Annotated in this window: 18 protein-coding genes; 8 read left to right on the forward strand and 10 right to left on the reverse strand. The window is 73.3% G+C overall.

Translation table 11 applies throughout. The features are described 5' to 3' along the window. Window positions 1-234 precede the first annotated feature (234 nt). The 6 genes from OIE49_RS33990 to OIE49_RS34015 all read right to left on the reverse strand — a co-directional run bounded on the left by OIE49_RS33990 (window position 235) and on the right by OIE49_RS34015 (window position 7433). The gene (locus OIE49_RS33990) at window positions 235-1110 is read right to left on the reverse strand and encodes an AAA family ATPase (protein ID WP_100571407.1); all 876 of its coding nucleotides are present in this window, start codon (window positions 1108-1110) and stop codon (window positions 235-237) included. 15 nt (window positions 1111-1125) lie between these two features. Continuing rightward, on the reverse strand, window positions 1126-1980 hold the full coding sequence (locus OIE49_RS33995) for an FAD binding domain-containing protein (RefSeq protein WP_100571408.1): 855 nt from the start codon (window positions 1978-1980) through the stop codon (window positions 1126-1128). Then, window positions 1977-4367 carry a xanthine dehydrogenase family protein molybdopterin-binding subunit gene (locus OIE49_RS34000; protein ID WP_326805644.1) on the reverse strand — a complete coding sequence of 797 codons (2391 nt, stop codon included), beginning with the start codon at window positions 4365-4367 and terminating at the stop codon, window positions 1977-1979. Before OIE49_RS34000 ends, OIE49_RS33995 begins: the two co-directional genes overlap by 4 nt. Continuing rightward, the gene (locus tag OIE49_RS34005) at window positions 4364-4870 is read right to left on the reverse strand and encodes a (2Fe-2S)-binding protein (protein WP_100571410.1); all 507 of its coding nucleotides are present in this window, start codon (window positions 4868-4870) and stop codon (window positions 4364-4366) included. The genes OIE49_RS34000 and OIE49_RS34005 overlap by 4 nt, the downstream gene beginning before the upstream one ends. A gap of 154 nt (window positions 4871-5024) precedes the next feature. Beyond that, entirely contained in the window at window positions 5025-6254 is a 1230-nt protein-coding gene (locus OIE49_RS34010) for a glycosyltransferase (RefSeq protein ID WP_326806406.1), read from the reverse strand. 813 nt (window positions 6255-7067) lie between these two features. Further along, entirely contained in the window at window positions 7068-7433 is a 366-nt protein-coding gene (locus tag OIE49_RS34015; RefSeq protein ID WP_100571412.1) for a nuclear transport factor 2 family protein, read from the reverse strand. Window positions 7434-7798: 365 nt separating this feature from the next. On the opposite strand from OIE49_RS34015, the gene OIE49_RS34020 reads away from it, so the two are divergent. The 6 genes from OIE49_RS34020 to OIE49_RS34045 all read left to right on the forward strand — a co-directional run bounded on the left by OIE49_RS34020 (window position 7799) and on the right by OIE49_RS34045 (window position 12624). After that, the gene (locus tag OIE49_RS34020) at window positions 7799-8884 is read left to right on the forward strand and encodes an S-(hydroxymethyl)mycothiol dehydrogenase (protein WP_326805645.1); all 1086 of its coding nucleotides are present in this window, start codon (window positions 7799-7801) and stop codon (window positions 8882-8884) included. Further along, a complete protein-coding gene (locus OIE49_RS34025) occupies window positions 8884-9513 on the forward strand; it encodes an MBL fold metallo-hydrolase (protein ID WP_326805646.1) in 630 nt (209 codons plus the stop codon). The genes OIE49_RS34020 and OIE49_RS34025 overlap by 1 nt, the downstream gene beginning before the upstream one ends. A gap of 207 nt (window positions 9514-9720) precedes the next feature. After that, a complete protein-coding gene (locus OIE49_RS34030) occupies window positions 9721-10635 on the forward strand; it encodes an SDR family oxidoreductase (protein ID WP_326806407.1) in 915 nt (304 codons plus the stop codon). Window positions 10636-10713: 78 nt separating this feature from the next. After that, a complete protein-coding gene (locus OIE49_RS34035) occupies window positions 10714-11520 on the forward strand; it encodes an SDR family NAD(P)-dependent oxidoreductase (protein ID WP_326805647.1) in 807 nt (268 codons plus the stop codon). A 136-nt stretch (window positions 11521-11656) separates the two neighbouring features. Continuing rightward, window positions 11657-12352, forward strand: a complete 696-nt coding sequence (locus OIE49_RS34040; RefSeq protein ID WP_326805648.1) for a L,D-transpeptidase family protein — start codon at window positions 11657-11659, stop codon at window positions 12350-12352. An 86-nt stretch (window positions 12353-12438) separates the two neighbouring features. Then, the gene (locus OIE49_RS34045; RefSeq protein ID WP_326805649.1) at window positions 12439-12624 is read left to right on the forward strand and encodes a hypothetical protein; all 186 of its coding nucleotides are present in this window, start codon (window positions 12439-12441) and stop codon (window positions 12622-12624) included. Window positions 12625-12689: 65 nt separating this feature from the next. Here the strand turns inward: OIE49_RS34045 and OIE49_RS34050 are convergent, their stop codons facing one another. Together OIE49_RS34050 and OIE49_RS34055 are read right to left on the reverse strand one after the other, a co-directional pair. Next, window positions 12690-14063, reverse strand: coding sequence for a S1 family peptidase (locus tag OIE49_RS34050; RefSeq protein WP_326805650.1), 1374 nt, complete (start codon window positions 14061-14063; stop codon window positions 12690-12692). A gap of 130 nt (window positions 14064-14193) precedes the next feature. After that, on the reverse strand, window positions 14194-15213 hold the full coding sequence (locus OIE49_RS34055) for a DUF3800 domain-containing protein (protein WP_326806408.1): 1020 nt from the start codon (window positions 15211-15213) through the stop codon (window positions 14194-14196). A gap of 195 nt (window positions 15214-15408) precedes the next feature. Here OIE49_RS34055 and OIE49_RS34060 point away from each other — a divergent pair, with 195 nt between their 5' ends. Then, the gene (locus OIE49_RS34060; RefSeq protein WP_326805651.1) at window positions 15409-16755 is read left to right on the forward strand and encodes a glycosyltransferase 87 family protein; all 1347 of its coding nucleotides are present in this window, start codon (window positions 15409-15411) and stop codon (window positions 16753-16755) included. 32 nt (window positions 16756-16787) lie between these two features. On the opposite strand, the gene OIE49_RS34065 is transcribed toward OIE49_RS34060, so the two are convergent. Continuing rightward, window positions 16788-17201: a Zn-ribbon domain-containing OB-fold protein gene (locus tag OIE49_RS34065; RefSeq protein WP_326805652.1), complete on the reverse strand. Its 414-nt coding sequence runs from the start codon at window positions 17199-17201 to the stop codon at window positions 16788-16790. 147 nt (window positions 17202-17348) lie between these two features. Then, the gene (locus OIE49_RS34070; protein ID WP_326805653.1) at window positions 17349-18110 is read right to left on the reverse strand and encodes a TetR family transcriptional regulator; all 762 of its coding nucleotides are present in this window, start codon (window positions 18108-18110) and stop codon (window positions 17349-17351) included. 163 nt (window positions 18111-18273) lie between these two features. On the opposite strand from OIE49_RS34070, the gene OIE49_RS34075 reads away from it, so the two are divergent. After that, the gene (locus tag OIE49_RS34075) at window positions 18274-19107 is read left to right on the forward strand and encodes a hypothetical protein (RefSeq protein WP_326805654.1); all 834 of its coding nucleotides are present in this window, start codon (window positions 18274-18276) and stop codon (window positions 19105-19107) included. The last annotated feature ends 80 nt before the right edge of the window (window positions 19108-19187 follow it).

Genomic DNA, 19187 nt, shown 5'->3' on the forward strand with positions numbered 1-19187 from the left:
CACGGCCTTCATCGCGACCGCTCGTCGCGATGTGGGCACCGTGCCCTGCGCTCCCGCTCTGGGCGGCGGGGATCCCCAAGGCGGCGGCGCTGCCGGGCGGCTGCTCCGGCGGGCCGGGCGCGTTGCTGCGCTCGTCGGACCCAGCCGGACCGCAGCCTTCGCCGCGACCGCTCGCGCCGGCGTCCGCGCCGTGCCGGGCGTCCGTCGTGGAGGGGTGTTCCCCGGTCATGGTGATCATGTCCCCCGGCCCGCGAGGACCGTTGCGAAGTCCAGGCCGCGGGCGCGGTCCGTGTCCTCGCGGTACTTCAGGACCGAGCCCAGGGTGGACACCGCCAGTTCCGCGTCGACCTCGTTCGCGCCGAGGGCGTCCAGGGCGCGGGCCCAGTCCAGGGTCTCGGCCACGCCGGGCGGCTTGAGCAGGTCCTCGGCGCGCAGGGCCTGCACCAGCGCGGTCACCTGTTCCGCGAGCCGCGCCGACACCTGCGGCAACCTGCGCCGGACGATGGCGAGTTCGCGGCCGAAACCGGGATGGTCGAACCAGTGGTACAGACACCTCCGCTTGAGCGCGTCGTGCACCTCGCGGGTGCGGTTGGAGGTCAGCACGACCACCGGCGGAACCTCCGCCCGCAACGTGCCCAGCTCCGGAATCGTCACCTGGAACTCCGACAGCACCTCCAGCAGGAACGCCTCGAACTCGTCGTCGGCCCGGTCGATCTCGTCGACCAGCAGCACCGACGGCTGCGTCTGCAGAGCCCGCAGCAGCGGCCGGGCGACCAGGAACCGCCGGTCGTACAGCTCGCGCTCCAGCCGCTCCGCGTCCCTGACTCCGGCGGCCTCGGCGGCCCGCAGATGCAGCAGCTGGCGCGGGAAGTCCCAGTCGTACAGTGCCTGGGAGGCGTCGATGCCCTCATGGCACTGGAGCCGGATCAGCGGCGCGCCGAGCACCTCGGCGAGGGCGGAGGCGAGCGCCGTCTTGCCGACGCCCGCGTCGCCCTCGCAGAAGACCGGCCGGTGCAGCCGCAGCGCCAGGAAGCAGGCGACGGCGAGCCCGTCGTCGACGAGGTAGCCGGTCCGCTCCAGACAGGAACGCACCTGCTCGGGGCTGTCCATGGAAGTGATCGGCGCTCACCCCATCCCGGCGGCGGCCAGAACCGCCCGCTTGGTCAGCACCCGCGCGAGATGCGCCCGGTACTCGGGCGAGGCCGACGCGTCCCGCGAGGGCCGGGTGCCCTCCGCCGCCGACCGGGCCGCCCGCGCCACCGCGTCGGCGTCCCCGGCACCGGTCAGTGCCTCCTCCGCCGCCGCGGCCCGCAGCGGGGTCGCGCCCATGTTGGTCAGGCCGATCCGCGTCTCCGCGATGCGGCCGTCGTCGCGCCGCACCAGCGCGGCGACGCCGACCATGGCCCAGGACTGCGCCACCCGGTGGAACTTCTCGTACCGGTAGCCCCAGCCCTCCCGCTTGGGCACCCGCACCTCCACCAGCAGCTCGTCGGGGGCCAGCGCGGTCTGCAGATAGTCGGCGAAGAACTCGCGCGCCGGGATCGTACGCCGCCCGCCGGGCCCCTCGGCGACCAGTTCGGCGTCCAGCGCCAGCGCCACCGCGGGCAGGTCCCCGGCCGGGTCGGCGTGCGCGAGCGAACCGCCGAGGGTGCCCCGGTGCCGTACGGCGGGATCGGCGACCGTCTCGGTGGCCTGGGCCAGCAGGCCCGCGTGCCGCCGCACCAGGGGGTCGTGGACGACGTCGTGGTGGGTGGTCAGCGCGCCGATGGCGAGCGTGCCGCCGTCCTCGCGGACTCCGCGCAGTTCGGGGATCCGCCCGATGTCGACGACGAGTTCGGGGAAGGCCAGCCGCAGCCTCAGCAGCGGCAGCAGGCTCTGCCCGCCGGCCAGCACCTTCGCCTCCTCGCCCGCGTCGGCGAGCGTGCGCACGGCCTCGCCGAGACTGGTCGGGCGGGCGTAGTCGAATGCGGGGGGAATCATGCCGAGGCCTCCTTCGGTGCCGACTGCCCCTGCGCGGACCGCACGGCCTCCCACACCCGCTCGGGGGTGCACGGCATCTGCACGTCGTGCACGCCCAGCGGGCGCAGCGCGTCGACGATCGCGTTGACGACGGCGGGCGTCGAGGCGATGGTGCCCGCCTCGCCGACGCCCTTGGCGCCGAGCGGATTGGAGACCGCGGGCGTCTCCGTCCGGTCGGTCACGAAGTCGGGCAGGTCCGCCGCCGACGGCACCAGGTAGTCGGCCATCGTGCCGGAGACGAGGTTGCCCTCCGCGTCGTAGACGGCCTCCTCGTACAGTGCCTGCGCGATGCCCTGGGCCAGTCCGCCGTGCACCTGCCCCTCGACGATCACCGGGTTGATCACCCGGCCCACGTCGTCCACGCAGACGTAGGAGCGGATACGGGTCTGCCCGGTCTCGGTGTCGACCTCGACCGCGCACAGGTGGGTGCCGTGCGGGTAGGAGAAGTTCTCCGGGTCGAGCAGGTACTCGGAGTTGAGGGTGGGTTCCATGCCGTCGGGCACGTCGTGCGAGGTGAACGTCTCGAAGGCGACCTCCTGGATGGTCCTGCGCGCCTCCGGCGAGCCCTTCACCGAGAACACGCCGCCCTTGAACTCCAGGTCGTCCTCGCTGGCCTCCAGCAGGTGCGCGGCGACCCTCCGCGCCTTGTCCACCACCTTCTCCGCGGCCCGGTGCACCGCTGACCCGCCCACGACCAGCGAGCGCGAACCGTAGGTGTCCATGCCCTGCGGGGCCGCCAGGGTGTCGCCGTGCAGCACCTCGACGTCCTCGAACGGCACGCCCAGCACGTCCGCGGCGATCTGGCTCCAGCAGGTCACGTGCCCCTGTCCGTGCGGGCTGGTGCCGGTGACCACCTCGACCTTGCCGGTGGGCAGCATGCGGATGCTCGCCGCCTCCCAGCCGCCGGCCGAGTACCTGAGATCCCTCAGCACCCGGCTGGGCGCCAGCCCGCACATCTCCGTGTACGTCGACACGCCGATGCCCAGGCGTACGGCGTCCCCGCGCTCGTTGCGCTTCTGCTGCTCGGCGCGCAGGCCGTCGTACCCGAACAGGGCGAGCGCCTTCTCGGTCGCCGCCTCGTAGTTCCCGCTGTCGTAGGTCAGCCCCGCGATCGAGGTGTAGGGGAACTCCTCGTGCCGGATCCAGTTCCGCCGCCGCACCTCCACCGGGTCGAGCCCGACCTCGGCGGCGAGTTCGTCCATGGCCCGTTCGATGGCGTACGTGGCCTCCGGGCGCCCGGCGCCGCGGTAGGCGTCGGTCGGGGTGCGGGTGGTGAACACGCCGGTGCAGTTGAACTCGTAGGCGTCCATCTTGTAGATCGCCGGGTACATGAAGGCGCCCAGGATCGGGATGCCGGGGGTGACCAGCATCAGGTAGGCGCCCATGTCGGCGAGCAGGTCGACCTTGAGCCCGAGCAGCCGGCCCTCACGGGTCGCGGCGATCTCGATGTCCTGGATCATGCCGCGGCCGTGGTGGGTGGCCAGATAGCCCTCGGAGCGGGACTCGGTCCACTTCACCGGCCGTCCCAGCCGGCGCGCGACCTCGACCGCGATGGCCTCCTCGCCGTACACCTGGAGCTTGGAGCCGAAGCCGCCGCCGACGTCGGGCGCGACCACCCGCAGCTTGTGCTCAGGCACTCCGGTGACCACGGAGAGCATGATCCGCAGGATGTGCGGGATCTGCGTCGCCGAGTACACCGTGAACTCCCCGGAGGCGGCGAGCGGGGTGACGACGACCGCGCGCGGCTCCATGGCGTTGGGGATCAGGCGCTGCTGCCGGTAGCGGCGCTTGAGCACGACGTCGGCGCGCTGCCTGAGGGCCTCGAAGTCCTCACCGGTCCTGAACGGCCACACATAGGCGCGGTTGGTGCCCTTGTCGGCGTGGACCAGCGGGGCGTCCTCGGCGAGCGCCTCCTCCAGGTCCAGGACCGGCGGCAGGGGCTCGTAGTCGACCTCGATCGCCTCCAGCGCGTCGGCCGCCGCGTACCGGTCGCGGGCCACCACGACCGCGACCGGGTCGCCGGCGTGGCGCACCTCGTCGACCGCGACCGGCGGGTGGTCGGGCAGCACCATGTCCTCGGTGACCGGCCAGGCGCAGGGCAGCGAACCCAGCCCCCCGGCGAGCTCGCGGCCGCTGAACGCGGCGACGACGCCGGGCCGTTCCAGGGCGGGGGAGACGTCGATCCGTTCGATGCGGGCGTGCGCCATGGGGCTGCGCAGGATGGCCAGGTGCAGCAGTCCGGTGACGGTGATGTTGTCGGTCCAGTTGGTCTGCCCGGTGATCAGCCGGGCGTCCTCCTTGCGGAGCCGGGCCCTGCCGACCTCGCGTTCGACGGCCTGGCCGGTCATGCCGTCACCTCCTGGGCGGAACCGGTCCGCTCGCCGGAGGCCGTCTCCCCCTCGGCGACGGCGAGCACCGCGCGGACGATGTTCTGATAGCCGGTGCACCGGCAGAGGTTGCCCTCCAGCGCCTTGCGCACCTCGTCGGAGTCCGGGTGGGGGTTCTCGCGCAGCAGATCGCGCGCAGCCATGATCATCCCGGGGGTGCAGTAGCCGCACTGCAGCGCGTGCCGCTCGTGGAACGCGCGCTGCAGCTCCGTCCACTCGCCGTCCCTGGCCAGTCCCTGGACCGTGGTCACCTCGCCGCCGTCCGCCTGGACGGCCAGCACCGTGCAGCTCTTGACGCTCGCGCCGTCCAGCTCGACCGTGCAGGTCCCGCAGTTCGAGGTGTCGCAGCCGATCGGGGTGCCGGTCAGCCCGAGACGCTCGCGCAGGTAGTGGACCAGCAGAAGACGCGGCTCCACCTCGTCCTCGTAGACCGTGCCGTCCACCGTGACCGAGATATGGGTCATGTTCCCTCCAGTGACCGTGTGGGCGTGGGTGGGGGAAATGTGGTCAATCGTGTGGTGTACGTCACTCTATGTCCACGCCTGACCGGCGGCGAGTGCGGCGGCGGGCCGCGACGCCAGGCACGTGGTCTTCGTCGGGCCAGGGTGGCCGGCGGTCCTAACGGGACAGGCGTTCGACCGCTTCCAGTACGGGGGCCAAGCCGTTTTCCCCGCGGATTCGGGTGCCCAGGGTTCGCGCCCGGTCCCGGTGGCCGTCGTCCCGGGTGGCGCGGACCAGCGCGGCGGCGAGGTTGTCCGTCGTGAGGGTGCGCAGCGGGACCGAGCAGGGGGCCACGCCGAGCCCGACGAGACGGTCCGCCCAGAAGCCCTCGTCGAACTGGACCGGCACCGGCACCGCGGGGACACCGGCCCGCAGTCCGGCCGCGGTCGTGCCCGCCCCGGCGTGGTGCACCACGCCCGCCAGCCGCGGGAACAGGGCCGAGTGCGGCACCTCGCCGATGGTCAGCATGTCCTCGCCCGACGCCTCCAGCCCCGCCCAGCCCCGCTGGACCACACCGCGCAGTCCGGCCCGGCGCAGCGCGCGCACGATGGTGTCGCTGAGCCGCCCCGGATCGGGCACGGTGGCGCTGCCCAGGCCCACGTAGACCGGCGGAGGGCCCGCGTCGAGGAAGTCCCACAGGCCGTCGGGGAGTTGGGTGTAGCGGTCGTACGGCCACCAGTACCCGCACACGTGCAGCGTGCTGCGCCAGTCGTGGGGCCTCGGCACCACGAGCGGGCTGAAGCCGTGGTAGACCGGCCGGCGCTGCCCCCGGCGGATGCGCCGCCCGGTGCCGGCGCGGGCGGGTGGCAGCCCCAGCCGGGCCCGTACGGCGGGGACGGCCGCCGAGAAGACCCGCTCCACGGCCAGGTTCACACCGTGCCCGGCCAGCCGGTTCGCAGCCGCGCCCCAGTGTCCGCCGCCCAGCAGCGGAGGGGCGAACTCCCTTGTGGGGGAGAGAGGTTGCAGATGGGCGCCCAGACTGGGCAGGCGCAGCGCCTCGGCGATGGCGTGCCCGACCGGCCCGAGCGAGCCGGCGAGCAGCAGGACGTCGCTCTTCTCGGCCGCCGCGATCAGGTCGTCCGTCATCTGGTCGATGGCCGTCCGTACCAGACTCACGGCCCGCAGCATCTTGCCCGTGCCGGTCGCGCTGCGGTGCAGGCCCCGGCCGCGTGAGGACTCCAACTCCGCCCGCGGGTCCACCGGCAGCGGGTGGAAGCCGAGGCCCGCGCCCTCGACCAGCGGTTCGAAGCATCCGTGCGTGACCAGGGTGACCTCATGACCCGCGAGAGCCAGGCCGTGCCCCAGTCCGGTGAAGGGCGCGACGTCGCCCCGGGATCCCGCCGTCATGATCGCTACGCGCACGTCGGCCAGTATGGCCGCGCCCCCGCCCGCCGCCCGTGAACGACCCGAGGGGTGTCGATGCCCTCACCCCCGCTCCGGCCTCACCCCCGCTCCGGCCTCGCGCCCGCTCCGGCCTCGCGCCCGCTCCGGCCTCGCGCCCGCTCCGGCCTCGCGCCCGCTCCGGCCTCGCGCCCGCTCCGGCCTCGCGCCCGCTCCGGCCTCGCGCCCGCTCCGGCCTCGCGCCCGCTCCGGCCTCGCGCCCGCTCCGGCCTCGCGCCCGCTCCGGCCTCGCGCCCGCTCCGGCCTCGCGCCCGCTCCGGCCTCGCGCCCGCTCCGGCCTCGCGCCCGCTCCGGCCTCGCGCCCGCTCCGGCCCCCGTGCCCTGCTCCGGCCCCCGTGCCCTGCTCCGGCCCCCGTGCCCTGCTCCGGCCCCCGTGCCCTGCTCCGGCCCCCGTGCCCTGCTCCGGCCCCCGTGCCCTGCTCCGGCCCCCGTGCCGCGGCTTCACCCGCCGGCCGTTGCTGCGTCGGCCCCGGCGAGGCCCGGCGACACGCGGAGGGGACCCAACGCTCCCCGGTGGTGCGCCACCTCAGCGCCAGTCACGGCCCCGACGCACCCTGACCGGTACGGCCCGCCGCGGTCGAAGAGCCCGCGCCGCCACAGGGCTGCGGCCCGGACGAGGCCGTGCCGCCCGCAGCAGCGACCGCACCAGAGCGGCGGACGCCAGACGGGACCGGGCGGAGCGGGACCGGCCCACGCCGGCGCGGGCCGAGAAGGTCCAGGTCAGCCGCGAGCTGACCTGGAACCGCGCGGCCCTCCTGCCTATTCGTCCCATGCCTGGATCAGGATCTGTTCGACGATCCTGCCGTCGCGCAGCGACACCATCGACTCCGCGAGGACACGGACGCCGTCCGCGTACTGGCAGGACTCCACGTACGCGGCATGGTCGCCCTGCACGACGCACTGCTCCAGCCGGTGCGTCATGTCGCGGCCGTAGACGTTCTCGAGCATCGTGCCGATCTCGTCCCTGCCGTGCAGGACCTTGGGGCTGCTGGGCTGGGTGTTGTGGTCCACGATGCGGATCTCCGCGTCGTCCGTGTAGAGCGACAGCAGCGTGTCCGCAGTGTCTCCTTCGATGCCGCGCCGGAGCGTACCGGTGTCGAAGGCGGGGGTTGCCGAACTGGACATGATGACCTCCTACGAGGGCCCGCGGCCCAAGGGAGGAGCGGGCCGCGACGGGCCTCACAGTTCGAGGCTCCTCCGCCCCGGCAGGCACGGCAAACGCGGTCCGGGCGCTGCGCCTGACGGGTGAGCGCGCCCGCGGTCCCGTGTCCGGCGGGCCCGGACGGCGTTCCTCCGGGCATGACGCGCACTCGACGCGTCGCCGCCGCCGTCGCGCTCGCCATCCAGCACCGATCCACCGCCCCGCGGGCCCGGCCTTCGCGCTTCGCTCACCAGTCCCCGCAGATCAGAGGCCCCCCTCGGTGCCCCTTACCGATCAGTCGGACGTAGGGTCGAGGGACGTACACCGCTCGACGGAAGGGACCACCACCATGGCGCAGGAAGTGCGCGGCGTGATCGCACCCGGCAAGAACGAACCGGTGCGGGTCGAGACGATCGTCGTGCCGGACCCGGGGCCGGGAGAGGCCGTCGTGCGGATCCAGGCCTGCGGCGTCTGCCACACCGACCTGCACTACAAGCAGGGCGGAATCAACGACGAGTTCCCGTTCCTGCTCGGCCACGAGGCCGCGGGTGTCGTGGAGTCGGTCGGCGACGACGTCACCGATGTCGCGCCCGGCGACTTCGTCATCCTCAACTGGCGGGCCGTCTGCGGCAAGTGCCGCGCCTGTCTGCGCGGACGGCCCTGGTACTGCTTCGACACCCACAACGCGCGCCAGCGCATGACCCTGACCGACGGCACCGAACTCTCCCCGGCGCTCGGGATCGGCGCGTTCGCCGAGAAGACCCTGGTGGCGGCCGGTCAGTGCACCAAGGTCGACCCGTCGGTCTCCCCGGCGGTGGCCGGACTGCTGGGCTGCGGCGTGATGGCCGGCATCGGCGCGGCGATCAACACCGGCGGCGTCGGCCGCGGCGACTCGGTCGCCGTCATCGGCTGCGGCGGCGTCGGCGACGCGGCGATCGCCGGGGCGTATCTGGCGGGCGCGGCGAAGGTCATCGCCGTCGACATCGACGACCGCAAGCTCGAGACCGCCCGCACCATGGGCGCCACGCACACGGTCAACTCCAAGGACAACGACCCGGTCGAGGCCATCCGCGAGCTGACCGGCGGCTTCGGCGCCGACGTCGTCATCGAGGCGGTCGGCCGCCCCGAGACGTACCAGCAGGCGTTCTACGCCCGCGACCTGGCCGGCACGGTCGTCCTGGTCGGCGTGCCGACTCCGGAGATGAAGCTGGAACTGCCGCTGCTCGACGTCTTCGGACGCGGCGGCGCGCTGAAGTCGAGCTGGTACGGCGACTGCCTGCCCTCCCGGGACTTCCCCATGCTCATCGACCTGCACCTGCAAGGGCGCCTGCCGCTGGACAAGTTCGTCACCGAGACCATCCAACTGGACGAGGTGGAGAAGGCGTTCGAGCGGATGCACCAGGGCGACGTGCTGCGCTCGGTGGTGGTGCTCTGATGGCCGCCCGTATCGAACGCCTCGTCACCTCCGGGCAGTTCACCCTCGACGGTGGCACCTGGGACGTCGACAACAACGTGTGGATCGTCGGCGACGACCATGAGGCCGTCGTCATCGACGCCGCCCACGACGCCGAGGCCATCGCCGCGGCGGTCGGCGACCGCCGGCTGACCGCCATCGTGTGCACCCACGCCCACAACGACCACGTCAACGTGGCCCCGGCGCTCGCCGACCTCACCGGCGCGACGATCTGGCTGCACGCCGACGACCTGCCGCTGTGGAAGATGACCCACCCGAACCGGGACCCCGACGAGCACCTCGTCGACGGCCAGGTCATCGAGGCGGCCGGCGCCGACCTGAAGGTCCTGCACACGCCCGGCCACGCACCGGGCGCGATCTGCCTGTACGACCCGGGACTCGGCGTGGTCTTCACCGGCGACACGCTCTTCCAGGGCGGTCCCGGCGCCACCGGGCGTTCCTACTCGCATTTCCCGACGATCATCGACTCGATCCGCGACCGCCTGCTGGCGCTGCCGCCCGAGACGAAGGTCCTCACCGGCCACGGCGACCCGACCACCATCGGCGCCGAGGCCCCGCACCTGCAGGAGTGGATCGCCCGCGGGCACTGACGAGGGCAGGACCGGACCGGGAGCCCCCGACCCGGAGAGAACGGGCCGTACGAGACCGAGAGGCGCTCGTACGGCCCGTTCCGCGTCCCCGGCTTTTCCGCGCCCGGACAGACCGCAGAACGCGCGCCCGAAAGGCGACAGAAGATGTCCGGTTTCCCCGGCACCCTCGACCACGGCATCGACGCGGAACACATCGGGAGGTCAAACATGCCGGGCCCATTGGAAGGCAAGGTCGCGCTGGTCGCGGGGGCGACGCGGGGAGCCGGCCGGGGAATCGCGGTCGAACTCGGCGCGGCCGGCGCCACCGTCTACGTCACCGGACGCACCACCCGAGCCCGCCGCTCGGAGTACGACCGCCCCGAGACCATCGAGGACACCGCCGACCTGGTCACCGGGGCCGGCGGCCACGGCATCGCCGTACCGGCCGACCACCTGGAGCCCGACCAGGTCCGCGCCCTCGTGGACCGTATCGCTCGTGAGCAGGGCCGGCTCGACGTCCTCGTCAACGACATCTGGGGCGCGGAGCACCTCTTCGCCTGGGACACCCCGGTGTGGGAGCACGATCTCGACAAGGGACTGCGGCTGCTCCGGCTCGCGGTGGAGACGCACGCGATCACCAGCCACCACGCCCTGCCGCTGATGCTCCGTCACCCCGGCGGTCTGGTCGTGGAGATGACCGACGGCACGGCCGAGTACAACGGGGACACCTACCGCGTGAACTTCTTCTACGACCTCGCCAAGGCGTCCGTCCTGCGCATGGCCTTCGCGCTCGGCCACGAACTCGGCCCGCGCGGCGCCACCGCGGTGGCCCTCACCCCCGGCTGGCTGCGCTCGGAGCTGATGCTCGACCACTTCGGGGTCCGGGAGGACAACTGGCGCGACGCCCTGGAGAACGTCCCGCACTTCGCCATCTCCGAGACCCCGCGCTTCGCGGGCCGCGCCGTGGCCGCCCTGGCCGCGGACCCGGAGGTGGCCCGCTGGAACGGCCGGTCCCTGTCCAGCGGCGGCCTCGCCCGGGTCTACGGCTTCACCGACCTCGACGGCAGCCGCCCCGACGCCTGGCGCTACCTCGTCGAGGTCCAGGACGCGGGCCGGCCTGCCGATCCGACCGGCTACCGCTGACGGGGTGCCGCCGAACGCGCCTCATCCGACCGCGCCCTGACGGCCCGCAAGGCGGTCGAGGGGCAGTAGGTTCGGCGCATGACGGACAGCGGGCGATTCGACGGGTACGGGGTTCTCATCACCGGCGCGGGCCGGGGCATCGGCGCGGCCACCGCGCGCAGGCTGGCGGAGGAGGGGGCCGGGGTCCTGGTCACCGACGTGGACGGGGACGTGGCGGAGCGGACGGCGGCGGCGCTGCGCGAACGCGGACTCACCGCGCGGGCACATGAGTTGGACGTCGCGGACCGGGACGCCGTCCCGGCGGCGGTGGAACTGGCCGTCCGTACCTTCGGATCCCTCGACGTCCTGGTCAACTGCGCGGCGCACTGCACGCCCGACACCCCGCTGTTCGAGGACGACCCGGAAGCGGTGTGGGCCCGCGACCTCGACGTCACCCTGACCGGCGCCTACCGCTGCTGCCGCGCCGCCCTGCCCCACCTGGCGGCGGCCGGCAGGGGAGTGATCGTCAGCATCGGCTCGGTCAACGGCGTCCAGGACTTCGGCAACCACGGCTACAGCGCGGCCAAGGCGGGGCTGGCCTCGCTCACCCGCACCCTCGCCGGACACGCCGCCGCCCGCGGGGTCCGCGTCAACCTGGTGGTGCCGGGCACGGTCCGCACCTCGGCCTGGGAGGGACGGGAGGCCGAACTCGACCGGGTCCGCGACCTGTACCCGCTGGGCCGGGTCGGGGAACCGGAGGACATCGCCGCCGCGGTGGCCTTCCTCGCCTCCCGCGACGCGGCCTGGATCACCGGCACCACCCTGACCGTCGACGGCGGCCTCACCGCGGTCAACACCGCTTTCCGCGCTGCCGTTCAGGAGGAGCGGGAGGAGGCCGACACCTGAAGGCGCCCTGCCCCGGCCCGAACTGACGGCCAGTTGTCACCGTTTCGTCTCGGTGCGCGAAGCTCCGCAACCGATGTGCCCCGCCACGGGTCTAGGTGTCGGGAAGTGCCGGAACGCACCGAGGGGCAGGGCCGTCATGAGAGACATCGGCAGGCGGGGAGCGGTCGTACTGGGCGTCACGGGACTGGTGGCGCCACTCACACTCGCGCTCGGTACCGCACCGGCGCAGGCGGCGAGTTGCACGACGCAGGCGGGGCCGTACCAGAAGAAGGTGGAGAAGTTCCTCGGGCGGCCGGTGGACGGACGGCAGTCGGCCGCCGACTGCAAGGCCATACAGGCCTTCCAGAACAAGCACGGCATCACGCCGAACATCGGCTACGCGGGTTCCGTCACCTGGGGCGTGATGGACCTCATGAACAAGCAGAAGGCCGTGGGCAAGAAGCCCAACAAGAGCGGCAAGTGCCCGGTCAACAAGGGCCGTATCGCCTGCGTCGACCTCACCCTCCAGCTCAGCTGGATCCAGGACGGCAGCCGGCTCGTCTACGGGCCGGTCCCGGTGCGCACGGGACGCAAGGGGTACGCGACCCGCACCGGACTGAAGAAGATCTACTGGCGGGACGTCGACCACTACTCGACCCTCTACAACGTGCGGATGCCCTACAGCCAGTTCTTCGACGGCGGCCAGGCCTTCCACTCCGTCGGTCTGAGCATGTGGAACCCGCCGGGCTCGCACGGCTGCGTGAACATGACGACGAAGGACGCCAAGAAGTACTGGTCGCTGCTGAAGAAGGGCAGCAACGTCTTCGTCTACGGCCGCAAGCCGGGTTCCTGACCTGCGGAATTGACGTGATGAGCAACACGGTCTGATATGTCCGTATCGCTCGCACTTATTCACAGCGCCTTCACGTCGGGCGGCATATGCTTCACGGCATGTCCACCAGTGTTGAACCCGCATCCGAGCGATCGGCCGCGGAGGTCAACGAGGAGATCCGGGCGCTGTGGCTCAGGTCGGGCGGGATACTGACCACCGAACAGCGCGAGGAGTACCAGCGCCTGGTGATGGAGTGGGCCGCGGCCGCCCCGCACTCCGCGAGGGCGGCCTGAGCCGGCCCCGTCCTCCGACCTCCGTCTTCGGTCCGGCCGCGGCCACCCGCCGTCCACGCCCTTCATCAGCTCCACGTCGCCGAGTAGTACCTCTGGTAGGCCTTCCGGTCCCGTTCCGCACGGATCCAGCGGGTGGCCACCAGGGCGATCAGACTGCCGCCCATGACCAGAAGGCCGGGCCCGACGTTCTGCGGGTCCGACAACCGGGAGAGCAGTGCGGTCCCGTCCGGGATGCCGGTCACCGGTGCCGAGGAGCCGGGGGAGGCCGCGCCCGGCGCGATGGCGCTGTGGGTCGCCGCGGCGGACGGCTGCGTGCTCGGCCCGGTGCCCAGCCGCGCCTCGGACACGATCAGCCGCACATCGAGGGCGGAGAGCGCCTTGGTGACCGGCTGGAAGAACGTCGTGCCGCCCGTCGTGCAGTCGCCGCTGCCGCCCGAGGTCACCCCCAGGGCGATGCCCTCGGAGAACAGCGGACCGCCGCTGTCGCCCGGCTCCGCGCACACCGAGGTCCGGATGAGGCCGGTGACGGTGCCCTCCGGGTAGTTCACGGTCGCGCCCAGGCCGGTCACCTCGCCGTCGCGCAGCCCGCTCGTGCTGCCGCTGCGGAACACCCGCTGACCCACGGCCGGATCGCCCGCTCCCGTGATCCTTACGCCGTTGCCGCCGCCGATCGCCACCACGTCGGCGCCCGGGCCCGCACTGCCGGAGTCGTACCGCACCAGCGAGAAGTCACCGCCGGGGAAGGAACCGGCGACCGTCCTGCCGAGCTGCTGATCGCCCTGGCCGTCGGCGAACCAGATGGAACCGTTGGGCCCGCAGTGGCCCGCGGTGAGGATGTAGTCGCTCCGCCCGTCGGTCACGTTGAAACCCGCCGAGCAGCGCCCGCCGGTCGACAGGATGGGCTGCGCCCCGTTGAGACGGGTGGTGAAGGTGCCCTTGGTGCGCTCCATGCGCACAAAGCCGCCGATCCTGCTCGCGACCTCGGTCATCCGGGCCCAGTCGGCGGCGGAGACCGTGCTGTCGCCCTCGACCGTCACCTGGTTGGCGCGGTAGTCCATCACCCAGGCCGTGCCGGTCACCCGGGGCGCCGCGCGCAGCGTCGTGGTGGCCGCCTTCAGCTCGTTCATGCTGTGCCGCACGATCTTCGCCTCGGCGCCCGCCCGCCGCACCTCCGCGGCCGCCCGGTCGTCGGTCACGGCGACCACCGGACGCCCGTCGGAGCCGATCCAGCTGCCCGCCGTGCGGGAGGCGCCCAGCCGGGCCACCAGGGCGGCGCCGGACGTGCCGGGCGTGTCGGCCGGCCCCGCGGTGCCGCGCGCCGCGGCGGGAGGCTCGCTCGCCATCGCCGCCTGCGCGACCATCGCTCCTCCCAGGAGGAGTCCCGCGACGGCCGTCAGCCGTGTCACCCGCCGGACGACCCGTCGTCGTGCGTGCCCCATGCATGGCTCCCGAACCCGAACGCGCGGCCTCAACACCGCGGAGCGCTACGGTCGTTGAGCGCCCCTTCTCCATACGTGGCGCGGCGCGGTCGTGTTCAGCGCCCGGGTGATCTTCCTCGGGCGGGCCCGCTCAACAGGGCAGCCGCGCCCCCGATCCGGCCCGCGGCTCGGGGCCGGGGCCGTCCGGGAACGGATTGAGGCGGGCCCAGCTCGGGGCGTCCCCCCAGACGGAGGCCGCACCGATATAGGGGCGCAGCAGCGCGGTGAGCACCGGGTCGCCGTACCCGTTCAGCTCGTCGGAGGCGAGCTTGCGGGCGACGCCGGCGAGGAAGTCGGCGAGCTGCACCCGAGGATCGCTCCGTGAGTGGACGAGTTCCACGCCGTCCAGGGCCACCCCCTGCTGCCGGGCCGTCCGCAGGAGCCAGTCGACACGGTCGGGGGTGAGCATGTTCTGCCGGTCGTGCACGAGCCGCACGGCGATGCCCGGCGCGCTCCACAGCGCGGCCGTCCGCACGATCGCGGGCAGCAGCGGGTTGAGCACGGGGATCAGGGGCGGGCCCGCGGCGACCCGGGCCCGGTAGGCCTCGGCGCGCTCACGGCTGCCCGCCAGCCGTTCCAGGACCGCCGCGGCCGGTTCGGAAGCCTCCCACGCCGCCGCCCGCCGCAGCTCCTGGACGTCGGTGAAGAAGGCGTCCACCGGGTCCGCGGGATCCGCGTCGCTTCTGGCCCGCAGCAGCCGGTTGGCCGCCCGCAGGAACCGCCGCCAGCCGTCCGCGCCGAGGGCCTCGCGCCCCGCCCTGTACAGGGCGTCCGCCCCGGCCGCGTCCCCGAGCAGCACGTCAAGGGCCCGGTCCACCACGAAGAACGCCTTCTCGGTGAGGTCCACGCGGGCGTGCCCGTACATCGGCCCGGCGGGGGAGAGCACCCACTCCAGTACCGCCCGGTGCTTCTCCCGCAGCAGGTGGTTGGCCTTGTACTCCTCCGCGGGCGAGCGGATCCGGTGCCGTATCTCCTGCACGCACCCGGCCGCGGACTCCACCGGGAGCAGCACACTGGCGTGCGCGAAGACGTCGGTGTTGCCGTCGATGAGGTTCTCGCCGTCCGACCCCGACTCGTCACAGGCGACCTCCCGTACCCCGTCCCGCGCCATCCGCCCGCCCCCGTCCTCGTCGTCCCGGAACACAGCCCGAGTCTCCCACCCTCACCCCCGTCCCAGGGGCTGCCGGCCACGCGAGGGGTCAACGGATCCGCGACCGGGGGGAACCGCCGGAATCCGCGTCGCCCTCCGGCCGCGTGGCAGCCGCCGTTCGCGGTACCCGCTGCACTAACGTCTGCCGTTCGGGTCATGCCGGGTCGAACCGGACGAATGGCTCAGGTGTGCGAGGCGCTGCGAGACGACGGGGCGGGTGCGGTGAAGGGGATCTGGGCCAGGAGCCAGGGGGGCCGGGTCAGGTGTCGGCTGATCGGACAGTGGCTCACCGGTCATGCGGGCTGGTGTCTGGCCGCCTCCGTGGCGGTGCACGTCGTCGCCGTCGTCACCCACCCGACGCATCCGCTGGACCTGCGCGTCTACCGCGAGGCCGCGCCGCACGTGCTCTCCGGCGGTCTGTACGACTACGCGCTGCTCACCACCCCGCCCATCCCGCGGTTGCCGTTCACCTACCCGCCCTTCGCCGCGCTGGTGTTCCTGCCGTTGTCGCGGCTTCCGTGGGCGGTACTGGTCGCGCTCTGGCAGACGCTGTCCGTGGCGGCCCTGGTCGTCGTCGCCGTGTGCGCGGTGCGGCTGCTGGGCCCGCGCCCGGGCGTCCGGGGCCGGCGGCAGGCGCTGCTCTGGGCAGCCGCCGGGCTGTGGCTGGAACCCGTGCGCCACACCCTCGACCAGGGCCAGGTCAACCTGCTGCTGGGAGCCGTGGTCCTGTGGGGTCTTGCCGTGCCGCGCGCCGCGCCGGGCAGGGGAGCGGGGGTGGGCCTGGCGGCGGCGGTGAAGCTGACCCCGGCCGTCGGCGGTCTGTACCTGCTGGCGACCCGGCAGTGGCGGGCCGCCGCGTGGGCGGTCGCGACCGCGGCCCTGGCGACCGCGCTCGCCTGGGGCATCGCCCCGCGCGAGTCAGCCCGCTACTGGTCCACGCTCGTCACGGACACCGGCAGGGTCGGCCCCGTCTGGTCGGTGCGCAACCAGTCACTGCGCGGGGCCGTCGCCCGACTGCTCGGTCAGGACGCCACCGCCACCATGGTCCTCTGGGCCGTGCTCGCCCTGGTGACGGTGGCGCTGGTCGGTGCCCTGCGCGCGGGCCTGCGACGGCACGACCTGCTCGGCGTGCTGGTCGCCGTGGAGCTGTACGGGCTGCTGGTGAGCCCCGTCTCGTGGAGCCACCACTGGATCTGGTGCCTGCCCGCCATGATCTGGCTGGCCCACGGCCCCCTTCGCGGCCGCCCGCTCAGCCGGGTCACGCTCGGGTTGTGGGCCGTGGTCACCGTGGCCCGCGTGGTGCCCGCCCTGATCGGCGCCGAGGACCACGAGGTCCACCCCGGCGCCTATCCGGCGCTGCTCGCCTGGCCCGGCTGCGTCTACGCCGGATGCGCCGTGCTGACGCTCGCCGCCGTCGCGCGCGGAGCCGGGGAACACGACCGGCCGGTCCTCGCCGCCGGCGGTGCGCGGGAGCGGGATCGCTCGGAGGTCGCGGGCGGCTGACCGCCGGCCACCTCCACTCCAGGTGCCGTCCGTCAGCTCCAGGCGCCGTAGGGCTCGTCGACCAGCTGGAACACCGGCTCGCCGCGCACCGGGTCCTTCGCCGTGGACAGCCGCACCCGGTCCCCGCCGTGGATGCCGATGGGCGGTCCCATGACCCGGCCCCGTACGACGAAGCCCTCGCTCATCTCGACCAGCGAAACATTGCGCGCGGCGGGGGAGTTGCGGTTCACCACCGTGGAGTGGCGGACCGTGCCCGTCCCCGCGCTGCGCTCGGTGCGCAGGTCGCTGCCCCGGCAGACGGGGCACAGCAGCCGGTGGTACACGGCCGTGCCGCACCACGTGCAGCGCTGGAAGTACAGGGCCTGCGTGTCGCGGGCCGTGGGCGCGAGAAGGCCGGTCGTGGTGCCGGCCGCCCGGGGAACGGTGTTGCCTGAGAGGTAGTACACGCTGGTCAACTCCCTGCGCTGGGCCGGAATCCCGCGTGCGCGGCGTACCCGGGCACGCACGTGCGCGGTGGGTCGCGCCACCGTGCACGGCCACAGAGTATGGCACTGGGTGTCACTCGTAAATGCACTGCGTACCCTTGATTGCCCTCAACTCCCGGGCGGACGGCCCTCCGCGAGCGCCGTCTCGACCTCCCGCACCACCTGCCACAGGGGCGCTCCGCGCCGTGCGACCACGACGACCACGTCGTCCCGCGCCGCCCCGGGCGCCCGTTCGGCGCGAGGGGCGGCCGGGTCGCGGAAGGCGGTCTGCACATGGTTCAGCGCGTGGTCCACCGCGGCGCCCGCGTCGCCGAGGCCGTCCGAACGCAGCCACGTGCGCAGGGCGTTGTTGTGCGCCGCCACCACGGCCGCCGCGATCACGTCCGCCCGCAGGGTCCCGTCGCGCCGCCCCGCGAACCGGGCCCGCAGATATCCGGCCAGCGCGCGCTCGTAGCGCCACACCACCGACAACTCGTAGGCCCGCAGCCCCGGTACGCGCTTGGTGATCCGGTAGCGCTGGACGGAGAACGCCGGGTTCTCCGCGTACATCCGCAGGACCAGCCGGGCCGCGTCGCAGGCCCGCCGCACGGGCTCGTCCTCGTCGCCGCCGGCGGCGAGGAAGGTCGTCATGTCGGCCAGACACCGCTCGTGGTCGGGGAAGACCACGTCCTCCTTGGAGGGGAAGTAGCGGAAGAAGGACCGCCGTCCGACCCCGGCGAGCGCCACGATGTCGTCGACGGTGGTCTGTTCGTAGCCGCGCTCCAGGAACAGCCGGAACGCCGCCCCCACGAGGGCCTCCCGCATGGGTGGCCGCCCGGCCGCCGACCGCGCCTTCTCACCGCGGCGGGACGCGGCAGTGCTGGAGCTCATGGACGGGAACGTAGCACCCGGGCGGGCACCGATGGCACTCGGTGCAGCCTGTCGAGGGAACCGAGTGCAACAGGGGGGCATCCGGCGGTCCCCGCAGTAACCTTTCCTCACCCTCGCCCGCTCCTCGTCCGTCCCACCGGACACCTCGCTCCAGGAGACGCCCATGCCGCCCGTTCGCTCCCGTCTGCTCTACGTCACCGACCTGGCGTACCCGGCCCGTGGACGCCGCTACTGCGACGAGGACATCCGGCTCACCTCCCGCCTGCGCGAGGACTTCGACCTGGCCCTGTGCAACCCCCGGGACGCCGCCGCGCTGATGGACGCCTTCGACGCCGTCGTCGTCCGCAACAGCGGACCCGTCCTGGAGTACCAGGCGGCCTACGACGACTTCCGGGCCCGGGCACTGGACCGGAAGACACCGGTCTACAACCCGCTCACCGGCCGCGCGGACATGGCCGGCAAGCAGTACCTCCTCGACCTCAGCGCCGCCGGCCGCCCGGTCATCCCCACCGTCGACCGCCCCGAGGACCTGCACCGGCTCCCCGCGGCCGACCGCTACGTGGTCAAGCCCAAGCTGGGCGCCGACTCCATAGGCCTGCGCACCGTCCCCGCCGGGGAACTGCCCGGCCTCGCAGACGGCAGCGTCCTCGTCCAGCCGCGCATCGAGTTCGCCTACGAGGTCTCGTTCTACTTCGTCGACCACGACTTCCAGTACGCCCTGTACGCCCCGGACCCGGAGCGGCGCTGGGAGCTGCGCCCCTACGAACCCTCCCGCGAGGACCTGGAGTTCGCCGAGGACTTCGTCGCGTGGAACACCCTCGCCCACGGCATCCAGCGCGTCGACGCCTGCCGTGCCCCGAGCGGCGAACTGCTGCTGGTCGAACTGGAGGACCTCAACCCCTACTTGTCCCTGGACGCCGTCGACGACACACGCCGGGAGGCCTTCGTCGCCGCGATGAAGTCGTCCCTGCACCGCTTTCTCGCCGCCACCGGATGAGCCGCCGCCCGCCGCGACGCGGGCGGCGCTGAACCGGCCGGGCGGCGGCCGCGTATCACTCCCTGGGATGGGGCCCGGAC

Source organism: Streptomyces sp. NBC_01788, from assembly GCF_035917575.1.
GTDB lineage: Bacteria > Actinomycetota > Actinomycetes > Streptomycetales > Streptomycetaceae > Streptomyces.